This is a genomic window from Lichenibacterium ramalinae (genome assembly GCF_004137085.1).
Taxonomy (GTDB): domain Bacteria; phylum Pseudomonadota; class Alphaproteobacteria; order Rhizobiales; family Beijerinckiaceae; genus Lichenihabitans; species Lichenihabitans ramalinae.
Genome location: NZ_QYBC01000009.1, coordinates 86,118 through 106,363, shown reverse-complemented (window position 1 = coordinate 106,363; position 20,246 = coordinate 86,118). Strand labels below are relative to the sequence as shown.

At 71.5% G+C, this 20,246-nt stretch carries 19 protein-coding genes and 1 pseudogene; 13 read left to right on the top strand and 7 right to left on the bottom strand.

What is annotated here, in order from left to right; all coding sequences use genetic code 11:
• The first annotated feature begins 349 nt into the window (after positions 1 to 349).
• From D3272_RS12155 to D3272_RS28400, 3 genes and pseudogenes are all read left to right on the top strand, one after another.
• The gene (locus tag D3272_RS12155; protein WP_129219443.1) at positions 350 to 2,296 is read left to right on the top strand and encodes a primary-amine oxidase; all 1,947 of its coding nucleotides are present in this window, start codon (positions 350 to 352) and stop codon (positions 2,294 to 2,296) included.
• A gap of 26 nt (positions 2,297 to 2,322) precedes the next feature.
• Positions 2,323 to 3,744: an APC family permease gene (locus tag D3272_RS12150; RefSeq protein ID WP_129219442.1), complete on the top strand. Its 1,422-nt coding sequence runs from the start codon at positions 2,323 to 2,325 to the stop codon at positions 3,742 to 3,744.
• A gap of 208 nt (positions 3,745 to 3,952) precedes the next feature.
• Positions 3,953 to 4,422 (top strand): annotated as a pseudogene (locus D3272_RS28400) (phosphotransferase-like protein); the annotation flags it as partial.
• Between the two features lie 26 nt (positions 4,423 to 4,448).
• Here the strand turns inward: D3272_RS28400 and D3272_RS28300 are convergent.
• The 3 genes from D3272_RS28300 to D3272_RS27290 are packed head-to-tail and all read right to left on the bottom strand — an operon-like array spanning position 4,449 to position 6,389.
• Positions 4,449 to 4,718: a hypothetical protein gene (locus D3272_RS28300; protein WP_342634177.1), complete on the bottom strand. Its 270-nt coding sequence runs from the start codon at positions 4,716 to 4,718 to the stop codon at positions 4,449 to 4,451.
• 37 nt (positions 4,719 to 4,755) lie between these two features.
• Positions 4,756 to 6,231 carry an ATP-binding protein gene (locus D3272_RS12140; RefSeq protein WP_129219441.1) on the bottom strand — a complete coding sequence of 492 codons (1,476 nt, stop codon included), beginning with the start codon at positions 6,229 to 6,231 and terminating at the stop codon, positions 4,756 to 4,758.
• Entirely contained in the window at positions 6,228 to 6,389 is a 162-nt protein-coding gene (locus D3272_RS27290; protein ID WP_165361325.1) for a hypothetical protein, read from the bottom strand. Before D3272_RS27290 ends, D3272_RS12140 begins: the two co-directional genes overlap by 4 nt.
• Before the next feature lie 246 nt (positions 6,390 to 6,635).
• Here D3272_RS27290 and D3272_RS12135 point away from each other — a divergent pair, with 246 nt between their 5' ends.
• The 3 genes from D3272_RS12135 (at position 6,636) to D3272_RS12125 (ending at position 10,314) form a co-directional block, all read left to right on the top strand.
• Positions 6,636 to 8,117, top strand: a complete 1,482-nt coding sequence (locus tag D3272_RS12135; protein WP_129219440.1) for a mannitol dehydrogenase family protein — start codon at positions 6,636 to 6,638, stop codon at positions 8,115 to 8,117.
• A gap of 108 nt (positions 8,118 to 8,225) precedes the next feature.
• Positions 8,226 to 8,951 (top strand): hypothetical protein, encoded by a 726-nt coding sequence (locus D3272_RS12130; RefSeq protein ID WP_129219439.1) that lies wholly within the window; start codon positions 8,226 to 8,228, stop codon positions 8,949 to 8,951.
• A 157-nt stretch (positions 8,952 to 9,108) separates the two neighbouring features.
• Entirely contained in the window at positions 9,109 to 10,314 is a 1,206-nt protein-coding gene (locus tag D3272_RS12125; RefSeq protein ID WP_129219438.1) for a hypothetical protein, read from the top strand.
• 27 nt (positions 10,315 to 10,341) lie between these two features.
• Here D3272_RS12125 and D3272_RS12120 read toward each other — a convergent pair whose 3' ends face one another.
• Positions 10,342 to 11,238: a metallophosphoesterase family protein gene (locus tag D3272_RS12120; RefSeq protein WP_129219437.1), complete on the bottom strand. Its 897-nt coding sequence runs from the start codon at positions 11,236 to 11,238 to the stop codon at positions 10,342 to 10,344.
• A gap of 147 nt (positions 11,239 to 11,385) precedes the next feature.
• Between D3272_RS12120 and D3272_RS12115 the strand changes: the two genes are divergently transcribed.
• Positions 11,386 to 11,868, top strand: a complete 483-nt coding sequence (locus D3272_RS12115) for an NUDIX domain-containing protein (RefSeq protein ID WP_129219436.1) — start codon at positions 11,386 to 11,388, stop codon at positions 11,866 to 11,868.
• A gap of 12 nt (positions 11,869 to 11,880) precedes the next feature.
• On the opposite strand, the gene D3272_RS12110 is transcribed toward D3272_RS12115, so the two are convergent.
• Positions 11,881 to 12,330, bottom strand: a complete 450-nt coding sequence (locus tag D3272_RS12110) for a GtrA family protein (protein WP_129219435.1) — start codon at positions 12,328 to 12,330, stop codon at positions 11,881 to 11,883.
• A 52-nt stretch (positions 12,331 to 12,382) separates the two neighbouring features.
• A complete protein-coding gene (locus tag D3272_RS12105; protein WP_129219434.1) occupies positions 12,383 to 13,582 on the bottom strand; it encodes a hypothetical protein in 1,200 nt (399 codons plus the stop codon).
• A gap of 242 nt (positions 13,583 to 13,824) precedes the next feature.
• On the opposite strand from D3272_RS12105, the gene D3272_RS12100 reads away from it, so the two are divergent.
• From D3272_RS12100 to D3272_RS12085, 4 genes are all read left to right on the top strand, one after another.
• Positions 13,825 to 14,343 (top strand): GNAT family N-acetyltransferase, encoded by a 519-nt coding sequence (locus tag D3272_RS12100; RefSeq protein ID WP_129219433.1) that lies wholly within the window; start codon positions 13,825 to 13,827, stop codon positions 14,341 to 14,343.
• A gap of 151 nt (positions 14,344 to 14,494) precedes the next feature.
• Positions 14,495 to 14,953 (top strand): host attachment family protein, encoded by a 459-nt coding sequence (locus tag D3272_RS12095; protein ID WP_129219432.1) that lies wholly within the window; start codon positions 14,495 to 14,497, stop codon positions 14,951 to 14,953.
• 157 nt (positions 14,954 to 15,110) lie between these two features.
• On the top strand, positions 15,111 to 16,037 hold the full coding sequence (locus tag D3272_RS12090) for a glutaminase (protein WP_129219431.1): 927 nt from the start codon (positions 15,111 to 15,113) through the stop codon (positions 16,035 to 16,037).
• Positions 16,038 to 16,327: 290 nt separating this feature from the next.
• The gene (locus D3272_RS12085; protein WP_129219430.1) at positions 16,328 to 17,368 is read left to right on the top strand and encodes a glutamine synthetase beta-grasp domain-containing protein; all 1,041 of its coding nucleotides are present in this window, start codon (positions 16,328 to 16,330) and stop codon (positions 17,366 to 17,368) included.
• A gap of 118 nt (positions 17,369 to 17,486) precedes the next feature.
• On the opposite strand, the gene D3272_RS12080 is transcribed toward D3272_RS12085, so the two are convergent.
• A complete protein-coding gene (locus tag D3272_RS12080) occupies positions 17,487 to 18,407 on the bottom strand; it encodes a LysR family transcriptional regulator (RefSeq protein WP_129219429.1) in 921 nt (306 codons plus the stop codon).
• Between the two features lie 119 nt (positions 18,408 to 18,526).
• On the opposite strand from D3272_RS12080, the gene D3272_RS12075 reads away from it, so the two are divergent.
• Positions 18,527 to 19,477 (top strand): VOC family protein, encoded by a 951-nt coding sequence (locus D3272_RS12075; protein WP_129219428.1) that lies wholly within the window; start codon positions 18,527 to 18,529, stop codon positions 19,475 to 19,477.
• Between the two features lie 64 nt (positions 19,478 to 19,541).
• Positions 19,542 to 20,162, top strand: coding sequence for an alpha/beta hydrolase (locus tag D3272_RS12070; protein WP_129219427.1), 621 nt, complete (start codon positions 19,542 to 19,544; stop codon positions 20,160 to 20,162).
• The last annotated feature ends 84 nt before the right edge of the window (positions 20,163 to 20,246 follow it).

Sequence of the window (20,246 nt, the reverse complement as noted above, 5' to 3'; positions counted from 1 at the left end):
GGCGGCGCCCGGATCTCGGCTCGACGGGGTGGCGGCCGCAGGCAGCATGCCGAGAACAACGCCATAGCTCTCGCTGTAATGCCCAAATCGTCATCGATCATGCCTCCCGATCGAGCCGCGCCACCATCGCCTCTACTGTCTTCGGTAGAGCACGCCATGCAAGAGGCGTGCAAAATGTCAAGTCGACGGGGTCGAGACGGGTCTAGTGTGCAGTCGGATCGCGCTCCGGTCCGTCCTTCCAGGGCGGGCCGATGCCGAATGTATGGCGCTCCGCGACACGAAGCTGTCCACGAGCCGAAGCCGCCGCTTCGTTGCGGCATCGGTGACGGGAACGACGATCGAGGCCGACATGGATCAGGTTCTGGACCGCCCGGTGGAGCCGGATGGCGCGCGCATCCCGCATCGTCACCCCTTCGCCCCACTGACGCCGGCCGAACTCCGGCGCGCGGTCGCCATCGTGCGGCGGGACGCCGAATTCGGCGACGACGTCCTCTTCGAGACGATCGAGCTCCAGGAACCGCAGGTCGATGACCCGGCGCCCTCGCGGTCGGCGCGGGTCAACATCTTCCGCAACAGCGAGCACGGGGTGTGGCAGCTGACGGTCTCGCTCGACGCGGGACAGGTCATGACCCGGCGCTTCGCGGCCGGGGCCCGGCCCATGATCCAGCTGGAACAGTTCATGACGATCGAGGCGCTGGTCTGCGCCGACCCCCGCTTCGTCGCGGCCTGCGCCAAGCGCGGCATCGCCGACATGAGCCTCGTCTGCGTCGATCCCTGGTCGGCCGGCAGTGCAGGCCCGCCGGACGAGGACGGGCTCCATCTGGCCCACACGTTCTGCTGGCTGCGCACCCGCGAGAACGACAACCTCTACGCCCATCCCATCGAAGGGCTCAACGCCGTCGTCGACCTCAAGGCGGAGCGCGTGCTGCGGGTCGACGACTACGGCGTCGTGCCGGTGCCGATGGGCGAGGTGAACTACGAGAGCCAGTTCCGGACGGCGTTCCGCCCCGGGCTGAAACCCCTCGACGTCGTCCAGCCCGAGGGCGCGAGCTTCACGCTCGAGGGTCACGCGATCGCCTGGGACAAGTGGTCGATGGCGATCGGCTTCAACGCCCGCGAGGCCATCACGCTGCACGACATCCGCTACGACGGCAGGCCGCTCTTCAACCGTGCCTCGCTGGTCGAGATGGTGGTGCCCTACGGCTCCCCCCACAATGCCCACCATCGCAAGAACGTCTTCGACATCGGCGAATACGGGCTCGGCAAGCTCGCCAATTCCTTGAAGCTCGGCTGCGACTGCCTCGGCCACATCGCCTATCTCGACGCCCACCTCGGCACCATGCGGGGAGACGTGGTGACGATCGAGAAGGCCATCTGCATCCACGAGGAAGACGCGGGCCTGCTCTGGAAGCACTGGGACTTCCGCACAGAGCGCGCCGAGACGCGCCGCGGCCGCCGCCTCGTCGTCTCCTGCATCTGCACGGTCGGGAACTACGAATACGCCTCCTACTGGTCGTTCCGCCAGGACGGCGAGATCGAATTCGAGATGAAGGCCACCGGCATCGTCAACACGGTGGCATGCCATCCCGGTGCGCCGTCGAAATACGGTGCCGAGGTCGCGCCCGGCGTCGAAGGGCAGATCCACCAGCACGCCTTCGTGGCGCGGCTGGAGCCGGCGCTCGACGGCCCGAACAACACCGTGCTGGAATGCGACACCTTCGCCGAGGCCGACGACGCCAACCCCTACGGAAACGCCTTCTTCGTGCGCGAACGGCCGCTGGAGGACGGGCGGGACGGGGGCCGTCGCGCAGATTTCGCCCGCCAGCGCTACTGGCGCGTCGTCAACCCGTCCCGAACGAACGCCGTGGGGCGGCCCGTCGGCTACAAGCTGGCCCCCACCAGCGTCATCACGCCCTTCGTCCGGCCCGATTCGCCCTCCGGGCGGCGGGCGGCCTTCATGGAAAACCACCTCTGGGTCACGGCCTACGATCCCGAGGAGCGCTACCCCGGCGGCGAGTTCATGAACCGCTCCACGGGCGCGGGCGGCCTGCCCGACATGGCGGCCCGCGGCCGATCCATCGCGGACCAGCGCCTGGTGCTCTGGCACGTCTTCGGCCTGCACCACCTGCCGCGGCCCGAGGACTTCCCGGTGCAGCCCTGCATCAACGCCGGCTTCAAGCTGATGCCGTCCGGTTTCTTCGACGCCAACCCCGCCATCGACCTCGCCCCCGAGGTCAATGCGGCGAGCCGCCTCCACGGCGCGGAGGCGGCCGCCTCCTGCTGCCGCAAGAGCTGATCCCCACCCGCAGGGAGACGAGAGCCATGAGTTCGAGCACCGAGACCCTCGCCTTCGCGCCGGCCGCCCCGCTCCGGGCGGGTCTGCGGCAGGGCACGCTGACGCCGCTCGAGAGCCTCAGCCAATCCATCGCCAACATCGCCCCCACGCTGACCCCGGCCATCAACATCACGGTCGTGGCGGGCCTGGCCGGGCCGTCGTCCTGGCTGGCCTATCTCGTCGCCACCGTGGCGATGCTCGTCGTGGCGGCGAACATCAACGTGCTGGCCCGGCGCCACGCGCTGTCGGGTTCGTTCTTCATCTACATCGGCAGGACGCTCGGCCCCTTCGCGGGCGTCATGGCGGGCTGGTCGATGATCGCCGCCTACCTGCTCACGGCGGTGGCCGTCACCATCAGCCTCGGCATCTTCCTCGGCAACGTCCTGGCCGGACTCGGGCTCGCCGGGCTCACGCCCCCGGCCTGGATCCTGATGCCGGCCTTCCTGGCCCTGGTGGGCTATTCGGCCTATCGCGACATCAAGCTGTCGTCGCGGATCGGCCTCTACCTCGAAGGCCTGTCGATCGCCATCATCGTCGTCATCATCGCGGTCGTGACGGCCCGCCACGGCAGCCTCCTCGACGCGACGCAACTCGCCCCCGCCAACATCCATCTCGGCGGCGTGACCTCGGCCCTCACCTTCGCGGTCTTCAGCTTCGTGGGCTTCGAGAGTTCGGCGACGCTGGCCAAGGAGACCGCCGACCCCGGCCGCAACGTGCCGCGCGCCGTGATGCTCAGCGCGGCCCTGGTCGGATCGTTCTTCGTGCTGGCCAGCTACTTCATGGTGCTGGCGCTCGACGGCAACGCCGACATCATCGCCAAATCGAGTTCGCCCTTCGCCGAGATCACGGCGCATGCCGGCATGCCGTGGGCCGCCACGATCGTCTATGCCGCCGCCATGATCAGCGGCTTCGCCTGCGCGCTCGCCTGCATCAACGCCGGCTCCCGGCTGATCTTCAGCATGGGCCGCTTCCGGTTCTTCGGCGCGGCGGTGGGCGAGGTCCATGCCGAGCACCGGACCCCGCACCGCGCCGTGCTGGTCGGCCTGCTGGCGACGCTCGCCATCACGCTCGCCCTGACGCCGCTGAGCCCCATCGACGCCTTCGGCGACGCCGGCACGGTGGCGACCTTCGGCTTCCTGGTCGTCTACCTGCTGGTCTGCATCGTGGCGCCGCTCGATCTCAGGCGCAGCGGCGAACTCAAGGCGCAACATGTGGTGTCGAGCGTCGTGGGCGTGGTGTTGATGCTCTTCGTCATCTGGGGCAGCCTCTACCCCGTGCCGGACTATCCGATGAACCTGCTGCCCTACCTCTTCGCCCTCTACATGGGGGGCGGCGGGGCGTGGTTCCTCTACTTGAAGAAGACCGCGCCGCAGGAATTCGCCAACATCGAGCACGACCTCGAAGGGTGAGGGGGCCGGGACGGGACGGGCGGCCCCGCCGGCGCACCGGGTTCGGGCCGCCACGGCGATGCGATCAGGATGCGAAGCGCCCATGACGGCAGGCTTGGCACGACAGGGCCGTCACTCCTTGTCATGAGGCCGAGACTGCCGATGATGCGGGGACCGGCGCCGAGCCCCGTCGAGGGCCCTTGCGCCCGATGCGGCCGGGGAAGACGACATGGCGGGACGCATCGTCATTCTCAACGGCGCACCCCGCTCGGGGAAGACCAGCATCGCCCGAGCCATCCAGCGCCGGCTCGACGGGGTCTGGATCAACCTCGGCGTAGACATCTATCGCCACGCCGCACCGGACTGGCTGCAACCCGCGATCGGCCTCCGTCCTGGCGGGGAACGGCGAGACATCGAACGTCACCTGCCGCTGCTCTTTGCGGGGCTCTACGAATCCATCGCTGCCCATAGCCGCGTCGGCCTCGACGTCGTGGTCGACATCGGCCATCACGACGCCCATTCGGAACGCCTCCACATCCTGCAGCACAGTGCCCGCCGGCTGGTCGGCCTGCCCGTGCTGCTCGTCGGTGTCCGCGGCCCGCGATCCTGGAGCGTCGGGCCGATCCAGAGGCCGGACAGGAGGGCGTCTACGACCGGGCCTGCAGCGACGGCGGCATCCCGGCGTCGATTCTCGCCTGGCAGACGGAGGTGCATGATCCGGGGCTCTACGACCTGGAGGTCGACACCGGGTCCATGTCGCCCGACGCGTGCTGCAGCAAGATCGGCGACAGGCTCCACAGATGGGACCACACGACCTCGGCGATATGGCGGATCGCCGGGATGGAGTGAACTCCGGGCGGCCCTCGTACCGGACGGACGGCCGGCTCTCGGCCGACGATCAAAACACGATCAAGAACAAAGGGGATCATCACGGCGGCATAAGCCATTGATTTGGCGCAGGTTCGATTGATGTCCTCCGTGTTGCCCGCCGCCAATCGTCAAAACCCGGTCAAGAACCCGTGCCCTGGCGATCTAGGCCCAGGATGGCACGTAGCCCGCCCTCGGATGCGCCGCATCGGCAGGACGGATGAGGCCGGCGTCGAGCGACTGTCGGATGACGCCCGAAGCCTGGGCGGCATTGTGTGGATCGATGCCAAAGCGCTCACAGAGCGTCGCGTTCTTCATGCGCTGGCCGCTGACATACCTCAGGCCCGCATGCTGGTAGCAGGCACGGACGCGTTCCTCTGGTGTCATGTCGGCGAAGCGCCGGGGTGCATAGAGCACGACCCGCACGGCTTCGCCCTCGTTGCGAAAGTCGGGCGGCGGCAGGTGATGCTGTTCGACAGCGACGAGCACCTTGTCGATCCCGGTTCCCTGTTCCTCGCAAATGTTCATGCGGCGCATCAGGGATGCGAGCGCCTCGTTGCGAGAACGTGGAGGGGAGTCCAGAAACCGTTCGGGAGGGATCAGGGACCGCCCCGGATTGGTAATCTCGACGCGGTCCGCGAACAACTCGACCAACGGGCCGGCACCGGTGATCGTCATATCCTGGTGGATCAGGGCATTCGCGATAAGTTCGCGTATGGCGATCGATGGGTAGAGCGGTACCGCCTCACGGAAGGCTTTGCCGATCCTTTCGTTCTGCGGCAGCAACCCATCAATATGGTCACGCAGGCCATCGAAGCCGCTGGCATATCCTTTCTGTCCATCCAGCCTGTGCGTCACCGTCGCGGCTCGATTCAGCCCACCATAGGCAACGAGACGGACCGCCTTGCGAGCTATCGCGGGCGGAAATTCGCCCAACCGCCTCGCAAAAAGGATGGCGCCGAGGTTGGTGATGTTCCAGTGGCCGCCGACGTCCTTGCGCACGAGGCGGTCGGCCACGAGCCTGTCGAAGATGCCGTTCCGGTTGTCCGGCAGCGGCTGTCCCATCAGTTCGAAGTAGACCGGGTAGTCCAACCGCGCCAGAACCTCGTCACCAGTGAGAAACTGCACCGTGTCCCCGCTCTCCCAGACATAGGGCTGCAGCTTCGCCCAAAGCGCCTTCAGGCGCTCCGGATGGTCGGAGAGCCGGGGCGTCGCGCTGCCGATGCGGATGTAAGCAATGCGCTCGAATTCGACCGGGCTGGTCCCCGCCGCCGGAATTTCCAGCAGGACGAGCCTCGCCCCATCGTGATGAACCGACCTGAAGGAAAACGCGATGTCAGGCTGGAGGCGCTGACCCAACCAGAGTTCGAGTGGCTGCCCTTGCTGCATCTGGCGGGTGGGCTCGAAGCTCGTTCCAGCAACCGCGTGATCCTCATCCCGAACGCCCCATATCAGATAGGCGAAGTGCTGGTCGGCTAGACGCGCCGCGTTCGAAAGAGCGGAGATCAGCTTCCCGATCATCTGTGGATCGGTGTTGTTCTCCTTGAACTCGACCCACGAGGTCTCCGCCGGTAACTTTCGCAAGTCGTCGATGAGCGCCGCTGTGCGGGTATCGGCCGTACCGCCCCCACCGAGGGTCACAGTGCCGACCTGGCCTGTTTCGTCCCCTGGCAAGCTGTCGACATCGAGTTGTAGGCTTCGAATGAGCTCTGCGGGCGGCCGTCATCATCATGGAAGTAGCGGCCGATATGCTGCTCGGCGGGCGTCGATACAGCTTTGTCGATCTCGACGGTGTTCAAGGCAAAGCTCCCTATCGTCACCCCCTCGTCCGCCCGGGTCGGTCGGGAAGGCCCAGCCATTCCTAGCGGTCCCGGCGGGCGCCCGGCGAGGGAAAAGTAGCCTCGACCGCTCGACCGCCTCCCTTGCGCGCGCCCGTCCCGCGATGCACTCTCCCGGCCCAATCCGCGCGGGGACGCGGCGGGGCCGGCGAGGATCATGACCGGCCCGTCGCGCCGCGTCCCCGACGCCCGTCGAGCGAGGCCCACGTGATCGATCCCGCCACCCTGTCGTCCCTGCCGGCCTCGGTCGGGCGCCCCGCCTATGACCGGTCCAAGGTCACGGCCGGCATCGCCCATCTCAGCGTCGGCAACTTCCACCGCGCCCACCAGGCCGTCTACATGGACAAGGTGCTGGCGCTGCCGGGCCACGAGGGCTGGGGCATCCTCGGCATCGGCCTGATGGACGTCGAGGGCGAGCGCGCCAAGGCGCAGGCCCTGCAGGGCCAGAAGGGGCTCTATTCGCTCGTCGCCTATCCGCCCGAGGGCACGCCCGAGGTGGCGGTCGTCGGCTCCATCGTCGAATACCTCCACGCCCCCGCCGACCCCGAGGCCGTGCTGGCGCGCCTCGCCGATCCCGCCATCCGCATCGTCACCCTCACGGTGACGGAAGGCGGCTACAACATCGACGAGAAGGGCCGCTTCAAGCTCGACGACCCGGCCGTCGCCCGGGACCTCGCCGGCGGCCTGCCCGCCACCTCCTTCGGCGTGATGACGGAAGCGCTGCGCCGCCGCCGCGCCGCCGGCACCAGACCCTTCACGGTCCTGTCCTGCGACAACCTGCGCCACAACGGCGGCGTGGTGAAGAACGCGTTGCTCAGCTACGCCCGCGCCAAGGACGCCGACCTCGCCGGCTGGATCGAGGCCGAGGTCGCCTTCCCGTCCTGCATGGTGGACCGCATCACCCCGGCGGTCGGCCCGGCCGACAAGGCGCGGCTCAACGCCGAGACCGGGCTCGACGACGCCGCCCCGATCTTCGCCGAGGACTTCATCCAGTGGGTCGTCGAGGATCGGTTCTGCAACGGCCGCCCGGAACTGGAGCGGGTCGGCGTGGAGTTCACCGACGCCGTCGACGCCTACGAGCAGGTCAAGCTCCGGATGCTCAACGCGTCCCATTCCATGATGACCTTCCCGGGCATCCTGCTCGGCCACCGCATCGTCCACCTCGCCATGCAGGACCCGCTGGTCGACACGCTGCTGGAACAGTTCCTGTCGCGCGACGCCGGCCCGCTGCTCGACGCGCCGCCCTCCATGTCGGTCGGCCAGTACAAGGACCAGCTGCTCAGCCGCTACCGCAACCCCGCCATCGGCGACCAGCTGCTGCGCATCGCCTCCGACGGCGCCTCCAAGCTCCCGCAATTCGTGCAGGACACGGCGCGCGACGTGGTGAAGGCCGGCGGCGACCACCGGCGCATCGCCTTCCTGCTCGCCTGCTTCACCGAATATCTGCGCGGCGTCGACGACAAGGGCGAGCACTTCCCCGTGGTGGAGCCCATGGTGGGCGAGGCCGACCGCGCCCTCGCCGCCGACCCGGACCTCGCCAAGGGCCTCGGCCTCGGTGCCTTCAAGGGCTGGGGCGTGGCCGAACACCCGGGCTTCGTCGCCGATTACGCCGCCTACCGCGCCTCCATCAAGGACCGGGGCGCGGCGGCGACGCTGAAGGACCTGCTGGCGGCGGTGGCGGCGGGCTGACGCGCCGCCGAAGCTGACGCCCACCCGCGGGACCGTGATAGGCTGGCGCCCGGAAGGGCCAGCCGACGCGCCGTCGTCGGCGGGCCGAGGCGTCGCCAGGGGACCGGCATGGACGAGCGTGGCGCCGAAGCGGACAGGACGGACGCCCGCGACGCCGACCCGTCGCGCCCGAGCGGGGGCGCGTCGAACGGCCAGCGCGATCCCGCCCTGCCGCTCCGGCCCGCCTTTCCGTTCGGGAAGAACGAGCCGGGCCTGGGAGGCCCCACGTCGCCCTGCCTGGCGGCGGCGATCCGGGCCGCGCGGGTGGAGGTGGCAGACCGCGCCCAGGCGCTCGGGGACCTGAGGGAGGCCGAGATCGCCCGGCTCGAACTCCTGCGCGAGATGCTGGAGCCGGTGCTGGCGGCGGTGCCGCCCGAGGTGGAGCTCTTCGACGCCGGGCTCGTGCCGGGCGACCACCCCCGGCTCTTCATCGACATGGTGGCCTTCGTCGAGATGGGCCGGGACCGGCGCACCTACCGCTTCGTGCAGGACCGGCGGCACGCCCGGACCGTGCTGCACGAAGGCGACGGCGTCACCGCCACGGTGGCGGCCGTCACCGCCTATGTGGCGCGCCGCCTGGTCGAGCGCGAACAGTTCCTCGCCTCGCTGGCCCACCCCGAGGCTCCTGCGCCCGCCCCGCGACGCGCCGGGCCCGGCGCACCACGCCCGCGGCCCGCCCGCCGGGCCCTGCGTGTCGCCTCGGCGGGGCTGCGCCTCGTCGTCGACGGCTTCGGGCTGGTGACGCTCGGCGCGCTCGCCTGGCTGGCGTTCAACCAGGTCTTCGGACGGCTCTGACCGGCCTGCGGCGACCTGCTGGGACCTGCGGGCCGCATCGACGGCGGAATGCGCGCCGGCGTTCAACAATCCTTCAGTCGAATCCGGCAGGGTGACTTATCGGCCGACGACGCGCCCGCCCCGATCGAGATTCGAGGCGCGATGGGGGTTGCGGAGGATGTCGCCTTCACCGAGCCGCGCCGCCGGGCTGGAGCCCGGCCGTTTCGCGCGATTTTTGCCCGCCGGCCTCATCGGCACCAAGGGCCTCATCGGCACCAAGGGCCCCATGGGCATCGAGGGCCGCACCGGCCCGGCGGGCCGGACCGCCGCCACCGATGCGCCGGACGATCGCGGGTCGGCCGGGCAGGAAGCGACCGGGCAGGAAGCGACGGGGCAGGAGACGACGGGGCAAGCGGCGACGGGGCGAGGACGGCGGCCGCGCCCGGCGGACCTCGCCATCGCGCTGGAGACGGCCCGCGATTACGACGAGACGGCCGCCCTGGCCGCCGAAGGCTTCGGCGTCGCGCCCGGCGCCTTCCGGGCCGACGTGCTGCGCTGGCTCTACGAGACCGCCTTCTCCGACGGCACCACGGTGCTGGCCGCCCATGCGGGCGCCCGCAAGGTCGGCCACATCGCCCTGGTCCACCAGACGCTGGTGGTGGCGGGGCGCCGCGAAAGCGCCGTGGCGCTGGTCGACCTCTTCATCCTCAAGGCCTTCCGCTCCCGCGCCGCCATGGCGGCGCTCTACGGCGCCGTCGAGGCCTTCTGCCTCGAACGCGGCATCGGCTTCATCGTCGCGGTCCCGAACGTGAAGGCGGCGGGCGTCAACACCCGCTACCTCAAGCTCGCCGAGGCGGCCCGGCTCGACATCCGGGTCGGCTTGGCGGGCCTGCCGCGCCCCTGGCACGGCGTCGCCAGCCACAGGGTGGCGGAGCTCGACCCGGACCGCGGCCGGGCCATCCTGGAGCCCTTCTGCGGCGGCGACGGGGACGGCCTTCTGTGGACCGCGCTCCGGCTCTGGGCGCGCATCGGCAAGCCGGGGGCGGATTATGCCGTGCATGCCGGGCGGAACCTGCTCCTGGTGTCGGCCCCGCGGCGGCAGGGCCGGGCGCCCCACACGATGATCTGCGCCCTGCTGGCACGGCCCGGAACGGTGCCGCGGCGCGGCGAGGTCGCGGCGGCGGTGTCGGCGGCGTGTCGGCTGCACGGCCGACCGCTCTTCGTCTATGCCGGGCTCAACGGGACCGTGCCGCGGCCGGGCCTGCTGCTGCCGGAACGGCTGCGGCCCTCGCCCATGGTGCTGCAGACGCGCGATCTGCGGGCCGAGCCCGTCGCCCCGCTCGCCGTGTCCCGCTTCGAGGCTCTGGACTTCGACTTCATCTGACGCCGGCCCGGCGAGGGCCGGCGCGCGTCACAGCGGCAGGGAGCCGAGCGGGCCGATGCCGTCCCGCCCCGCCGCGAGGCCCCGGCGCTCCGCCGTGACGGCGAAGCCGCCGTCCGGCCGCGGCGCGAAGCTGTAGAGGTGGTAGGCGGCGAGATGGCCGTGCGTGCCCGGCACGGCCGAGCAGGACGGCACGCCCACGACCGGCACGGGGCCGCCCGGCCCGGGCAGGTGCGCCACCGAGCTGCGGTGGTTGTGGCCGTGCAGGATGAGTTCGGCGCCGTGGCGGGCGATGATGGCCTCGAGCGCGCCGGCGTCGCGCAGGCCGCGGCCGCGCTTGGCGCCCCGCACGTGCGGCGGATGGTGGATCATCACGACGCGGACCAGGCCCGCCGCCCCGGCCTCGTCGAGGAGCCGGGCCAACCCGTCCCGCTGCGCCGCCCCGAGCGCTCCCGACGCCAGCAGCGGCGCCGTCGGGATGGCCGAGGTCAGGCCGATCAGCGCCAGGGGTCCGCGCCGCCGCAGGTACGGGAAGGCGAACGGCATGCCGTCGACCACCCCGACCTCCGCCACCCAGGGCGCGAAGGTGGTGGCGAGATGCGGCATGGAGGAGCGCACGTAGGCGTCGTGGTTGCCGGGCACGAAGCTGACGTCCCCGGTGGGGCCCAGCTGCTCCAGCCAGGCCCGGGCGAAGGGGAATTCGCTCGGCAGGCCGAGGTTGAGGATGTCGCCCGTCATGGCGACGTGGTCGGGCGTCTGCGCCTTGAGGTCGGCGACGATCGCGGCCAGCACCGCCATGTCGTGCAGCCGCCCGCGCTTGCGCCAGTTGACGAAGCCGGTGATGCGCTTGCCCAGGAGATCGCGCGTCCGCGGTCGCGGCAGGGGCCCGATATGGGCGTCGGAGAGATGGGCGAGGAGATAGCTCACGGCGCCACCCTGTCGCCCGTGCCCCCGGCCCCGTCAAGCCGCGAAGCGCATCGCCCCACCGCCCCACCCGCCCTGGCGGGCACCCACGCGATGGTCCACCATCGCGCCATCGGGCGAATCGCGGGAAGGGTGGTCATGGGATGGAGCATGCGGTTGCCGCCCCTGGCGCAGCGGATGATGCCCTGGCTGATCCATGCGGGCGCGCGCTTCACCCGGCCGCTGACGCTCGGCGTGCGGGCCGCGCTGCTGCGGGACGGCATCGGCGGGCCCGAGGTGTTCCTGGTGCGCCATTCCTACGTGCCGGGCTGGCACCTGCCGGGCGGCGGCGTCGAGGCCGGCGAAACCGTCGGCGAGGCGGTGGTGCGGGAGGTGCGGGAAGAATGCGCGGTCGAGATCGCCGGGGCACCGGAGCTCTTCGGCCTTTATTTCAACCGCGCGGGCTCGCGGCGCGACCATGTCGCGGTGTTCCGCGTGCGGGACTTCAGGGTGCTGGGGCTCCGCGCGCCCGATCTCGAGATCGACGAGGCCGGCTTCCACCCGCTCGACGCCCTGCCGGCCGGAACCACGACGGCGACGCGGGCCCGGCTGGCCGAGATGCGCGACGGCCGTCCCCCCGCGCCGCACTGGTAGCGCGGCGGCGGTTCAGCGCTGCGCGCCCGTGAAGGTGAAGCGGCGGTCGAGCAGGAACTTCACCGCGTAGCCCAGGGCGATGCCGACGACGGCGCCGGTGTATTTGGCCGCGACGGTGCCGAAGAGCCTGAGGAAGCCGATCTCCATGCCCCAGAACAGCAGCGTCGTGAAGACGCTGAAGAGGCCGTAGAGCACGACCTTGCGGGCCTCTTCCCGGCCGTCCGACGACTGGTCGAAGAAGATGAAGTGCTTGTCGAGGAGGTATTTGGCCACGAAGCCCGTCGCCGTGCCGGCCAGGAGCGAGAGGGGCAGGACGGGGCCGACCCGGCCCGTCAGCGCCATCACGGCGATCTGCTGCGTGCCGAGGTTCATGGCGGTCGAGAGCAGGGCGAAGAGCACGTAGAGGACGGCGACGTAGTGTCCCCTCCGCGTGGCGGCCGGCAGGATCGCGGGCTGGGGCATGGAACGGTCCTTCTCGATTGGGTCCCGTCCGGCGGCGGCGGTTCGGGTCATCTCAGCGGAAATCCGTCACGGGCCGCCCGCAGACGCCCCGCTGCGAGGCCGCGCAGAGCGCGTCGCGGAAGGTCGGCAGGCGCAGGGCCACGGCCTCCGGCAGGGCGCTCGGCGGCTGCGGCCAGCCGGTGGGCCATTGGTCGATGCCGATGGCGACCAGCGTCCAGAGCGCCAGGACGCCGCCGACGAGCGCGCGGGGCGACACCCGGCCGAAGCCCTGCAGGTGGGGCTCCAGCAGCACCACGGCATAGAGCGCCGTGAGGTTCATGTAGCTCCAGAACCGGGTGACGTCGGTGGCGACGAAGGGCAGGAGCGCCGGCAGGAACAGGCTCGCCGCGATGCCGAGCCGCAGCGTCGCCGTCAACCTGGCCCGGAGCGTCAGCGCCAGCGCGACCAGCGCCACGGGGGCGAAGAGCGCACCGATGGGAACGGAGCGCAGCACGAAGCCCGGCGTGCTGGCGAAGGCCTTGAACTGCAGCCCGCAGCTCTCCGCCCAGTCCTGCGCCCGGGTCTCGGCAGGCACGTTGCGGACCGTGTCGAGGCTTCCGGCGGAGGCGATCCAGGCATTGGCGCGGCACACCTCGTCGACGAGGGCCGCCGGGAGATGGGTCCCGGCCATGACGGCCACCACCATGGCGGCCGCCGCTCCGGCTCCCGCCAGCGTGGGCCGGATGTCGGGATCGGCGAAGCGCCACGCCATCTCGCGCCAGCCCGTGCGCGGGCCGACATCGCTGAGCAGCAGGTGGAGCCCGCAGAGCGACAGGATGTAGACGATCGAGGCCTCGTGGACCGCCACCGCCAGCGCGCCGAGCAGCGCCGCCGCGAGCGCATGGCGGGCATGGAGCGCCGCCGCGAAGCCGACCAGCACCAGCACGGCGAAACCGTCCTGCGAGCCGCGCGTCGCCAGCAGGTGGGACGCGGCGCCCGAGCACAGGACGAGCAGCAGCGCCAGCCTGGCGACCGGTCGGCCGGCCAGCCGCAGCGCCCCCCAGGCGAGCGCCACGGCGAGGCCCGCCATCTCGACCAGCGACACGAGGTCGACGACAGGCAGGAACCGCGCGGGGTCGTGGCCCCAGGCCAGCCCGGCCAGCGTCGACACCACGGTGCGGCGGATATTGCCGACCTCGAGGGTCCACAAATATTGGCCGAGGACGAAGGTCGTCGGTCTCAGGGGATAGTATTTGATGGCAAGAACGAGCATCGCCGCAAGGCAGACGGCGGCGAACGCCACCGGTCGAACGCCGGCGTCGGCGCCGGCGATACGCGGGGTCCGAACCGCCTCGACTTGAGCATGCATGGTGGCTCTCTCGGCGGTGACACATTCATGCTGCCGTATAGCAGGGCAGGACGGCGGGCCGTAGATGTTTGCGGTGTGAGGCTTAATCGACGCTTGCTAAAATGCCCGACGCTCGACGACGCTTCCCGGCGCTGTATAAGCGGACCATGACCGAGCCGTCCCTCAGCCTGTCCGTCGTCGTCGTGCGCGAAGCCGCCGGGGACGCGCCCGCCGTCGAGCGCCTGGCCGAACGGGCCTTCGGGCCCGGCCGCTTCGCCCGCACCGCCTATCGCCTGCGCGAGATCGCCGCGCCCGACTGGGACCTGTGCTGCGTCGCCCGGGTGTCGACGTTGCTCGTCGGGGCCAACCGCATGACGCCGCTCGGCATCGGCGACACGCCGGCGCTGATGCTGGGGCCGCTGACGGTGGATCCGGCGTTCCGCGGGCGCGGCATCGCGGCCGGGCTCGTGACGCGCTCGCTCGAGGCCGCCCGCGCCGCCGGCCACGCCCTGGTGCTGCTGGTGGGCGACGAGCCCTACTACCGCCGCTTCGGCTTCACCCGCGTCCCGCCCGGGCGCCTGCAGATGCCCGGCCCCGTGGATGCGGCGCGCGTGCTGTGGTGCGAGCTCGTTCCCGGCGCCTCGGAGGGCGTCGCCGGCCCGGTCGGGGCGCGACGCCGCCCGTGACGGCCGGGCGACGGCCGGGTGACGGCCGGGCCCCGGGTGAACAATCGTCGCGGCCGGCCGTTGGTGGCCTACCCGCAACGGCAGGAGGCGGCGCCGGAGGGGTTTTGGCCCCCGCGACGGCGCCTCGGCCCAACCCGAGACGAGGTCGGAGATGACGACGCTCAAGGTCCATTACGGCGCCTGGGTCATGGTCGGCGACGGCAAGAAGGCCCTCTTCCTGCACAACGAGGGCGACGACGAACTGATGAACCTGCGCCGCCTCGACGTGGAGGAGAAGCACAACCCGGCGACCCGCGACCAGGGCAGCGACGCGCCGGGACGGGGCCATTCGCCAATGGGAAACCGCGGCGGCTCGATGGGCGGCACCGATTTCCACCAGGTCGAGGAGGATCGCTTCGCCGCCCACGTGGCCGGGCGCATCAACGCCGCCGCGCAGGAGAACGGCTTCAAGGAGATCGTCATCGTGGCGCCGCCCAAGTGCCTCGCCGAGATCCGCCGCGACCTGTCGCCGGAAGCGCAGAAGCGCGTCGTGTGCGAGATCCCCAAGGACTACACCCACCACCCGATCCCCCAGATCGAGAAGCTGCTCGCCGGCCACGCCATGGGGTGACGACGGCGCCGGGCTGACGCGGGTGGGCCGACGACAAGCGCCCCGCCCGGGCCCGGAGGCGCGGCGGGGCCGAGGCCCCGCCGCCGCCGGGATTGACGCGCCTCGCCGCCGCAGCCGAGCATGGCGCCGCCCTGCCCTCCGGCTCCAGGTGAATCGCGTGCCCGACCTCGATGCCGTCGTCCAGGAGATCGCCGCCGAGATGGCGCAGCGGAGCGACCGGGGCGAGGTGGCCCATTACATCCCCGAACTCGCCCGCGTCGATCCCGGCCAGTTCGGCATCGCCGTGGTGGGGACGGACGGCGCGGCCGCGGTCGCGGGGGACGGCGACCTGCCCTTCTCGATCCAAAGCATCTCGAAGGTCTTCACCCTCACGCTGGCGCTCGGCATGATCGGCGACCGGCTGTGGCGGCGCGTCGGCCGCGAGCCCTCCGGCAACCCGTTCAACTCCATCGTCCAGCTCGAGCGGGAACGCGGGGTGCCGCGCAACCCATTCATCAATGCCGGCGCCATCGCCGTCACGGACGTCATCGTTTCGGGCCACCAGCCGCGCGAATCGCTCGGCGAGATCCTGCGCTTCATGCAGTTCCTGTCGCGCGACGCCACTGTCACCATCGACGCCGCCGTGGCGGCCTCCGAGAAGCGCACCGGCTTCCGCAACACGGCCCTCGCCAACTACATGCGGTCCTTCGGCGTCACCGAGAACCCGGTCGACTTCACGCTCGGCGTGTATTTCCACCATTGCGCCATCGCCATGTCGTGCCGGCAGCTCGCCACCGCGGGGCTGTTCCTCGCCCATGGCGGGCGGGACCCCGAGACCGGCTTCTCGGTCGTGTCGGCCGAGCGGGCCCGCCGCATCAATGCCCTGATGCTGACCTGCGGCCATTACGACGGCTCGGGCGAGTTCGCCTATCGCGTGGGCCTGCCGGGCAAGAGCGGCGTCGGCGGCGGCATCCTGGCGGTGGCGCCGGGCCGGGCCTCCATCGCCGTCTGGGCGCCGGGCCTCGACGCCGCCGGCAATTCGCATCTCGGCCGGATCGCGCTGGAGCGCCTCGCCCGGCGCATGGGATGGTCGATCTTCGGCTGACCGCGGGCATTCTGCCCATTTCGTGTGCAAAACTCGCGCGGCCTGCCCGGTCGCGCGGCGCCGGCGCGGCGCTTCTGCCCGCCCGCCAGCCGCGGGCCGGTGCCCGGCGACGCGGCGGGGGGCGCCGGCCGTCGACGGTCGAGGATGGGCGGCGGCCGGACACGGTCGCCGGCGGGCCGCCCGCCGGGCATCTGGCATAGGAGATGCTTAGGCGCTCACGCCCTGAAGAGGCCGATCGCCTCGGCAGCCCGCCTCTGGCCCCGCTGCGTCGCACCGATGAGAGGAACGCAATGACGAAGTACAAGCTGGAATACCTCTGGCTCGATGGTTACACGCCGGTCCCGAACCTCCGCGGCAAGACGCAGCTCAAGGACTTCGACGCCTTCCCGACGCTCGATCAGCTCCCGCTGTGGGGCTTCGACGGCTCGTCCACCAAGCAGGCCCCGGGCGGCAGCTCCGACTGCGTCCTCAAGCCCGTCAGCCATTTCCCCGACAGCACCCGCAAGAACGGCATCCTCGTGATGTGCGAGGTCATGCTGCCGGACGGGTCGCCGCACGAGTCCAACAAGCGCGCCACCATCCTCGACGACGAGGGCGCCTGGTTCGGCTTCGAGCAGGAATATTTCTTCTACAAGGACGGTCGCCCGCTCGGCTTCCCGGAGAGCGGCTATCCGGCACCGCAGGGCCCCTACTACACGGGCGTCGGCTATTCCAACGTCGGCCCGGTCGCGCGCGAGATCGTCGAGAAGCACCTCGACCTGTGCCTCGACGCCGGCATCAACCACGAGGGCATCAACGCCGAGGTGGCCAAGGGCCAGTGGGAGTTCCAGATCTTCGGCAAGGGCTCCAAGCGCGCCGCCGACGAGATGTGGGTCGCCCGCTACCTGCTGCAGCGCCTCTGCGAAGGCTACGGCATCGACGTCGAGTACCATTGCAAGCCGCTCGGCGACACGGACTGGAACGGGTCGGGCATGCATGCCAACTTCTCGACCGAGTACATGCGCACGGTCGGCGGCAAGGACTATTTCGAGGCCCTGATGAAGGCCTTCGACAAGAACCTCCACGACCACATCGCCGTCTACGGCCCCGACAACGACAAGCGGCTGACCGGCAAGCACGAGACGGCGCCCTGGAACAAGTTCTCCTACGGCGTGGCGGACCGCGGCGCATCGATCCGCGTGCCCCATAGCTTCGTCAACAACAGCTACAAGGGCTATCTCGAGGATCGCCGCCCGAACTCCCAAGGGGACCCCTACCAGATCGCCTCGCAGATCCTGAAGACGATCTCCGAGGTGCCCACCGGCAGCGCGCTGCGCCAGGCCGCCGAGTAGGACGACGGGCCCGGGCTGTCAGCCCGGCCATCGGCCCGCCCATGACGCCGGCCGGATCTCCCCCATGGAGGTCCGGCCGGCGTTTCCCGTTTCGGAGCCGGGGACCGGGCAGGCTCCCTCACCCCTCCTGCGGGGCCGCCCAGGGCGCCGCCGCGAGCGCCTGGCCGAGGAAGGCCAGGAGCGCCGTGACGCGGGCGGGCCGGGGCTCGCCGGGCGGGGTCACGAGGTTGAGGGCGATCGGGGGCAGCGACCAGCCCGGCAGGACGCGCTCCAGCCGCCCGGCCTCGAGGTCGGCCCAGGTCAGGAAGTCGGGCTGCACGGCGAGGCCGAGCCCGGCCAGCACCGCCGGGGCCAGGGCGTCGGCGTTGTTGGCCCGCATCGGCCCCCGCGGCACCACCAGGGCCTCGACGCCGGCAGGGTCGCGGAAGCGCCAGCGGTCGGGCTCGGGCAGGTAGGCGTAGCCCAGGCAGGCATGGCCGGCGAGGTCCTCCGGGCGGGCGGGCCGGCCGTGCCGGGCGAGGTAGCCGGGCGTCGCCACCAGCGAGCGGCGCACCGCGCAGAGGCGGCGGGCGCGCAGCGAGGAATCCGGCAGCGCCCCGATGCGCAGGCCGATGTCGAAACCCTCGCCCACGAGGTCGACGACGGCATCGCTGAGGTGGAGGTCGACCGAGACGGCGGGGTGGCGGGCCAGGAAGTCCGGCAGCAGCGGCGCCACATGCTGCACGCCGAACGACATGGGGGCGGCGAGCCGAACGAGCCCGCGCGGCGCCGCGCTGGCCGCCGTGGCCCGCGCCTCGGCGGCTTCCCCCGCGGCGAGCAGGCGGGCCGCGCCCTCGCGGGCCTCCTCGCCGGCGACCGTGAGGGCGAGCTTGCGCGAGGTGCGGTGGAACAGGCGGGCGCCGATCCGCGCCTCGAGCCGCCCCACGGCCTTCGACACCGTCCCCTTCGACAGGCCGAGGTCGGCGGCGGCCCGGCCGAAGGAGCCGGTCTCGGCGACCTTGGCGAAGATGGCCCAGGCATCGAAGTCGGGCAGGCGCATGGTCGGTCCGGGAAACGATGAGTTTCCATCGTTTCGGTTTTCGAACGGGCCGGCAAGCCCCAGATTGCCGTCACGGGCGAGGCGCGGTGCGCCGCCCTCGCCGTCCAGGAGCTGTCACCATGTCCGCATCCGGCCTCCACCACGTCACGGCCTTCTCCGGCCCGGTCGCCCGCAACCTCGACTTCTACAGGCGCGTCCTCGGGCTCCGCCTCGTCAAGAAGACCGTCAACTTCGACGACCCCGGCACCTATCACCTGTATTACGGCGACGAGACCGGCCGCCCCGGCACCATCCTGACCTTCTTCCCGGTCGAGCACGCGGCGCCCGGCCGCGTCGGGCTCGGCGAGACGCAGGAGACCGCCTTCCGCGTGCCGCGCGCCGCCATCGGCTGGTGGACGCACCGCCTCGTGTCGCGGGGCGTGCCGCACGAGGCCCTCGTGCAGGTCTTCGGGGAACCCACCCTGCGCTTCCGCGACCCGGACGGCATGGCGCTGGCGCTGGTCGGCGTCGCTGGGAGCACGGATGGGGGCACGGATGGCGGCGAGGCCTCGGCCCGGGGCGGCGGCGACGTGCCGGCCGAACACGCCATCCGCGGCCTGCACGGCGTCACGCTGCTGCTCGCCGAGGCGGGCCCGACCGCCGCGGTGCTGACGGACGTTCTCGGCCTCGTCGCAGCCGGCCGCGAGGGCTCCGCCACCCGCTATGCCGGCACCGCCCCCCTCGGCGCCGTCGTGACGCTGCGCGCCGTGGGTGAGTTCCTTCCCGGCCGGACCGGGGCGGGATCCGTCCACCACATCGCCTTCCGGGCGGCCGACGACGCCGCCCAGGCCGCCATGGCGCGCCGCCTGTCCGAAGCGCACGGCCTCGTCGCCACCGAGCAGCGCGACCGGCAGTATTTCCGCTCGATCTACTTCCGCGAGCCCGGCGGCGTGCTGTTCGAGATCGCCACGGACGCGCCCGGCTTCGCCGTGGACGAGCCCGTGGAGGCGCTGGGCGAAGCCTTGAAGCTGCCGCCCGGCCTGGAGCCGCACCGCGCCCGCATCGAGACGGCGCTGCCCGCGGTCGCCTGACACGACCCACCCCCGGCGCGGCCTGTCGCGCCGGGCCCCTGCGCCATCGTTTCGGGAGCCCGCCATGACCCTTGACACCCTTGGCCTCCTCCACCAGTTCGAGCCCGGTGACGGGACCCGCCCCCTGCTGCTGCTGCACGGCACCGGCGGCGACGAGACCGACCTCCTGCCCCTCGGCCGCGCCGTGGCGCCGGGCGCGGCGCTGCTGTCGCCGCGCGGCGCCGTGCTGGAGAACGGCATGCCGCGCTTCTTCCGCCGCCTGGCCGAGGGCGTCTTCGACGAGGCGGACCTGCGCCGGCGCGCCCTCGACCTCGCCGGCTTCGTGGCGGCGGCGCGAGGGCGCTACGGCATCCCGGCGCCGCTGGCGCTCGGCTTCTCCAACGGCGCCAACATCGCGGCCGCCACGCTGCTGCTCTCGCCCGGGACCCTGGCGGGGGCCGTGCTGCTGCGGCCGATGGTGCCCTTCGCCGAGACGCCGACCGCCGCCCTCGCCGGCACGCCCGTGCTGATCCTGTCGGGGCGGGCCGATCCCATCGTGCCGGCGGCCCAGGCGGAGCGGCTCGCCCGGGACCTCGCGGCGGCAGGGGCCGAGGTCGAGCACGCGGTGCTGCCGGCCGGCCACGGGCTGACCGACGCCGACGTCGCCCGCGCCCGCGCCTTCGTGGCGGTGATCGGCCCCCACTAGAGCAGATCGCGATCAGGTCGAGTCACCTGATCGCGTGAAGATGCTCGCAAAAACAGGGCATTAGGGCTGAAGTCGCGAGCCAAG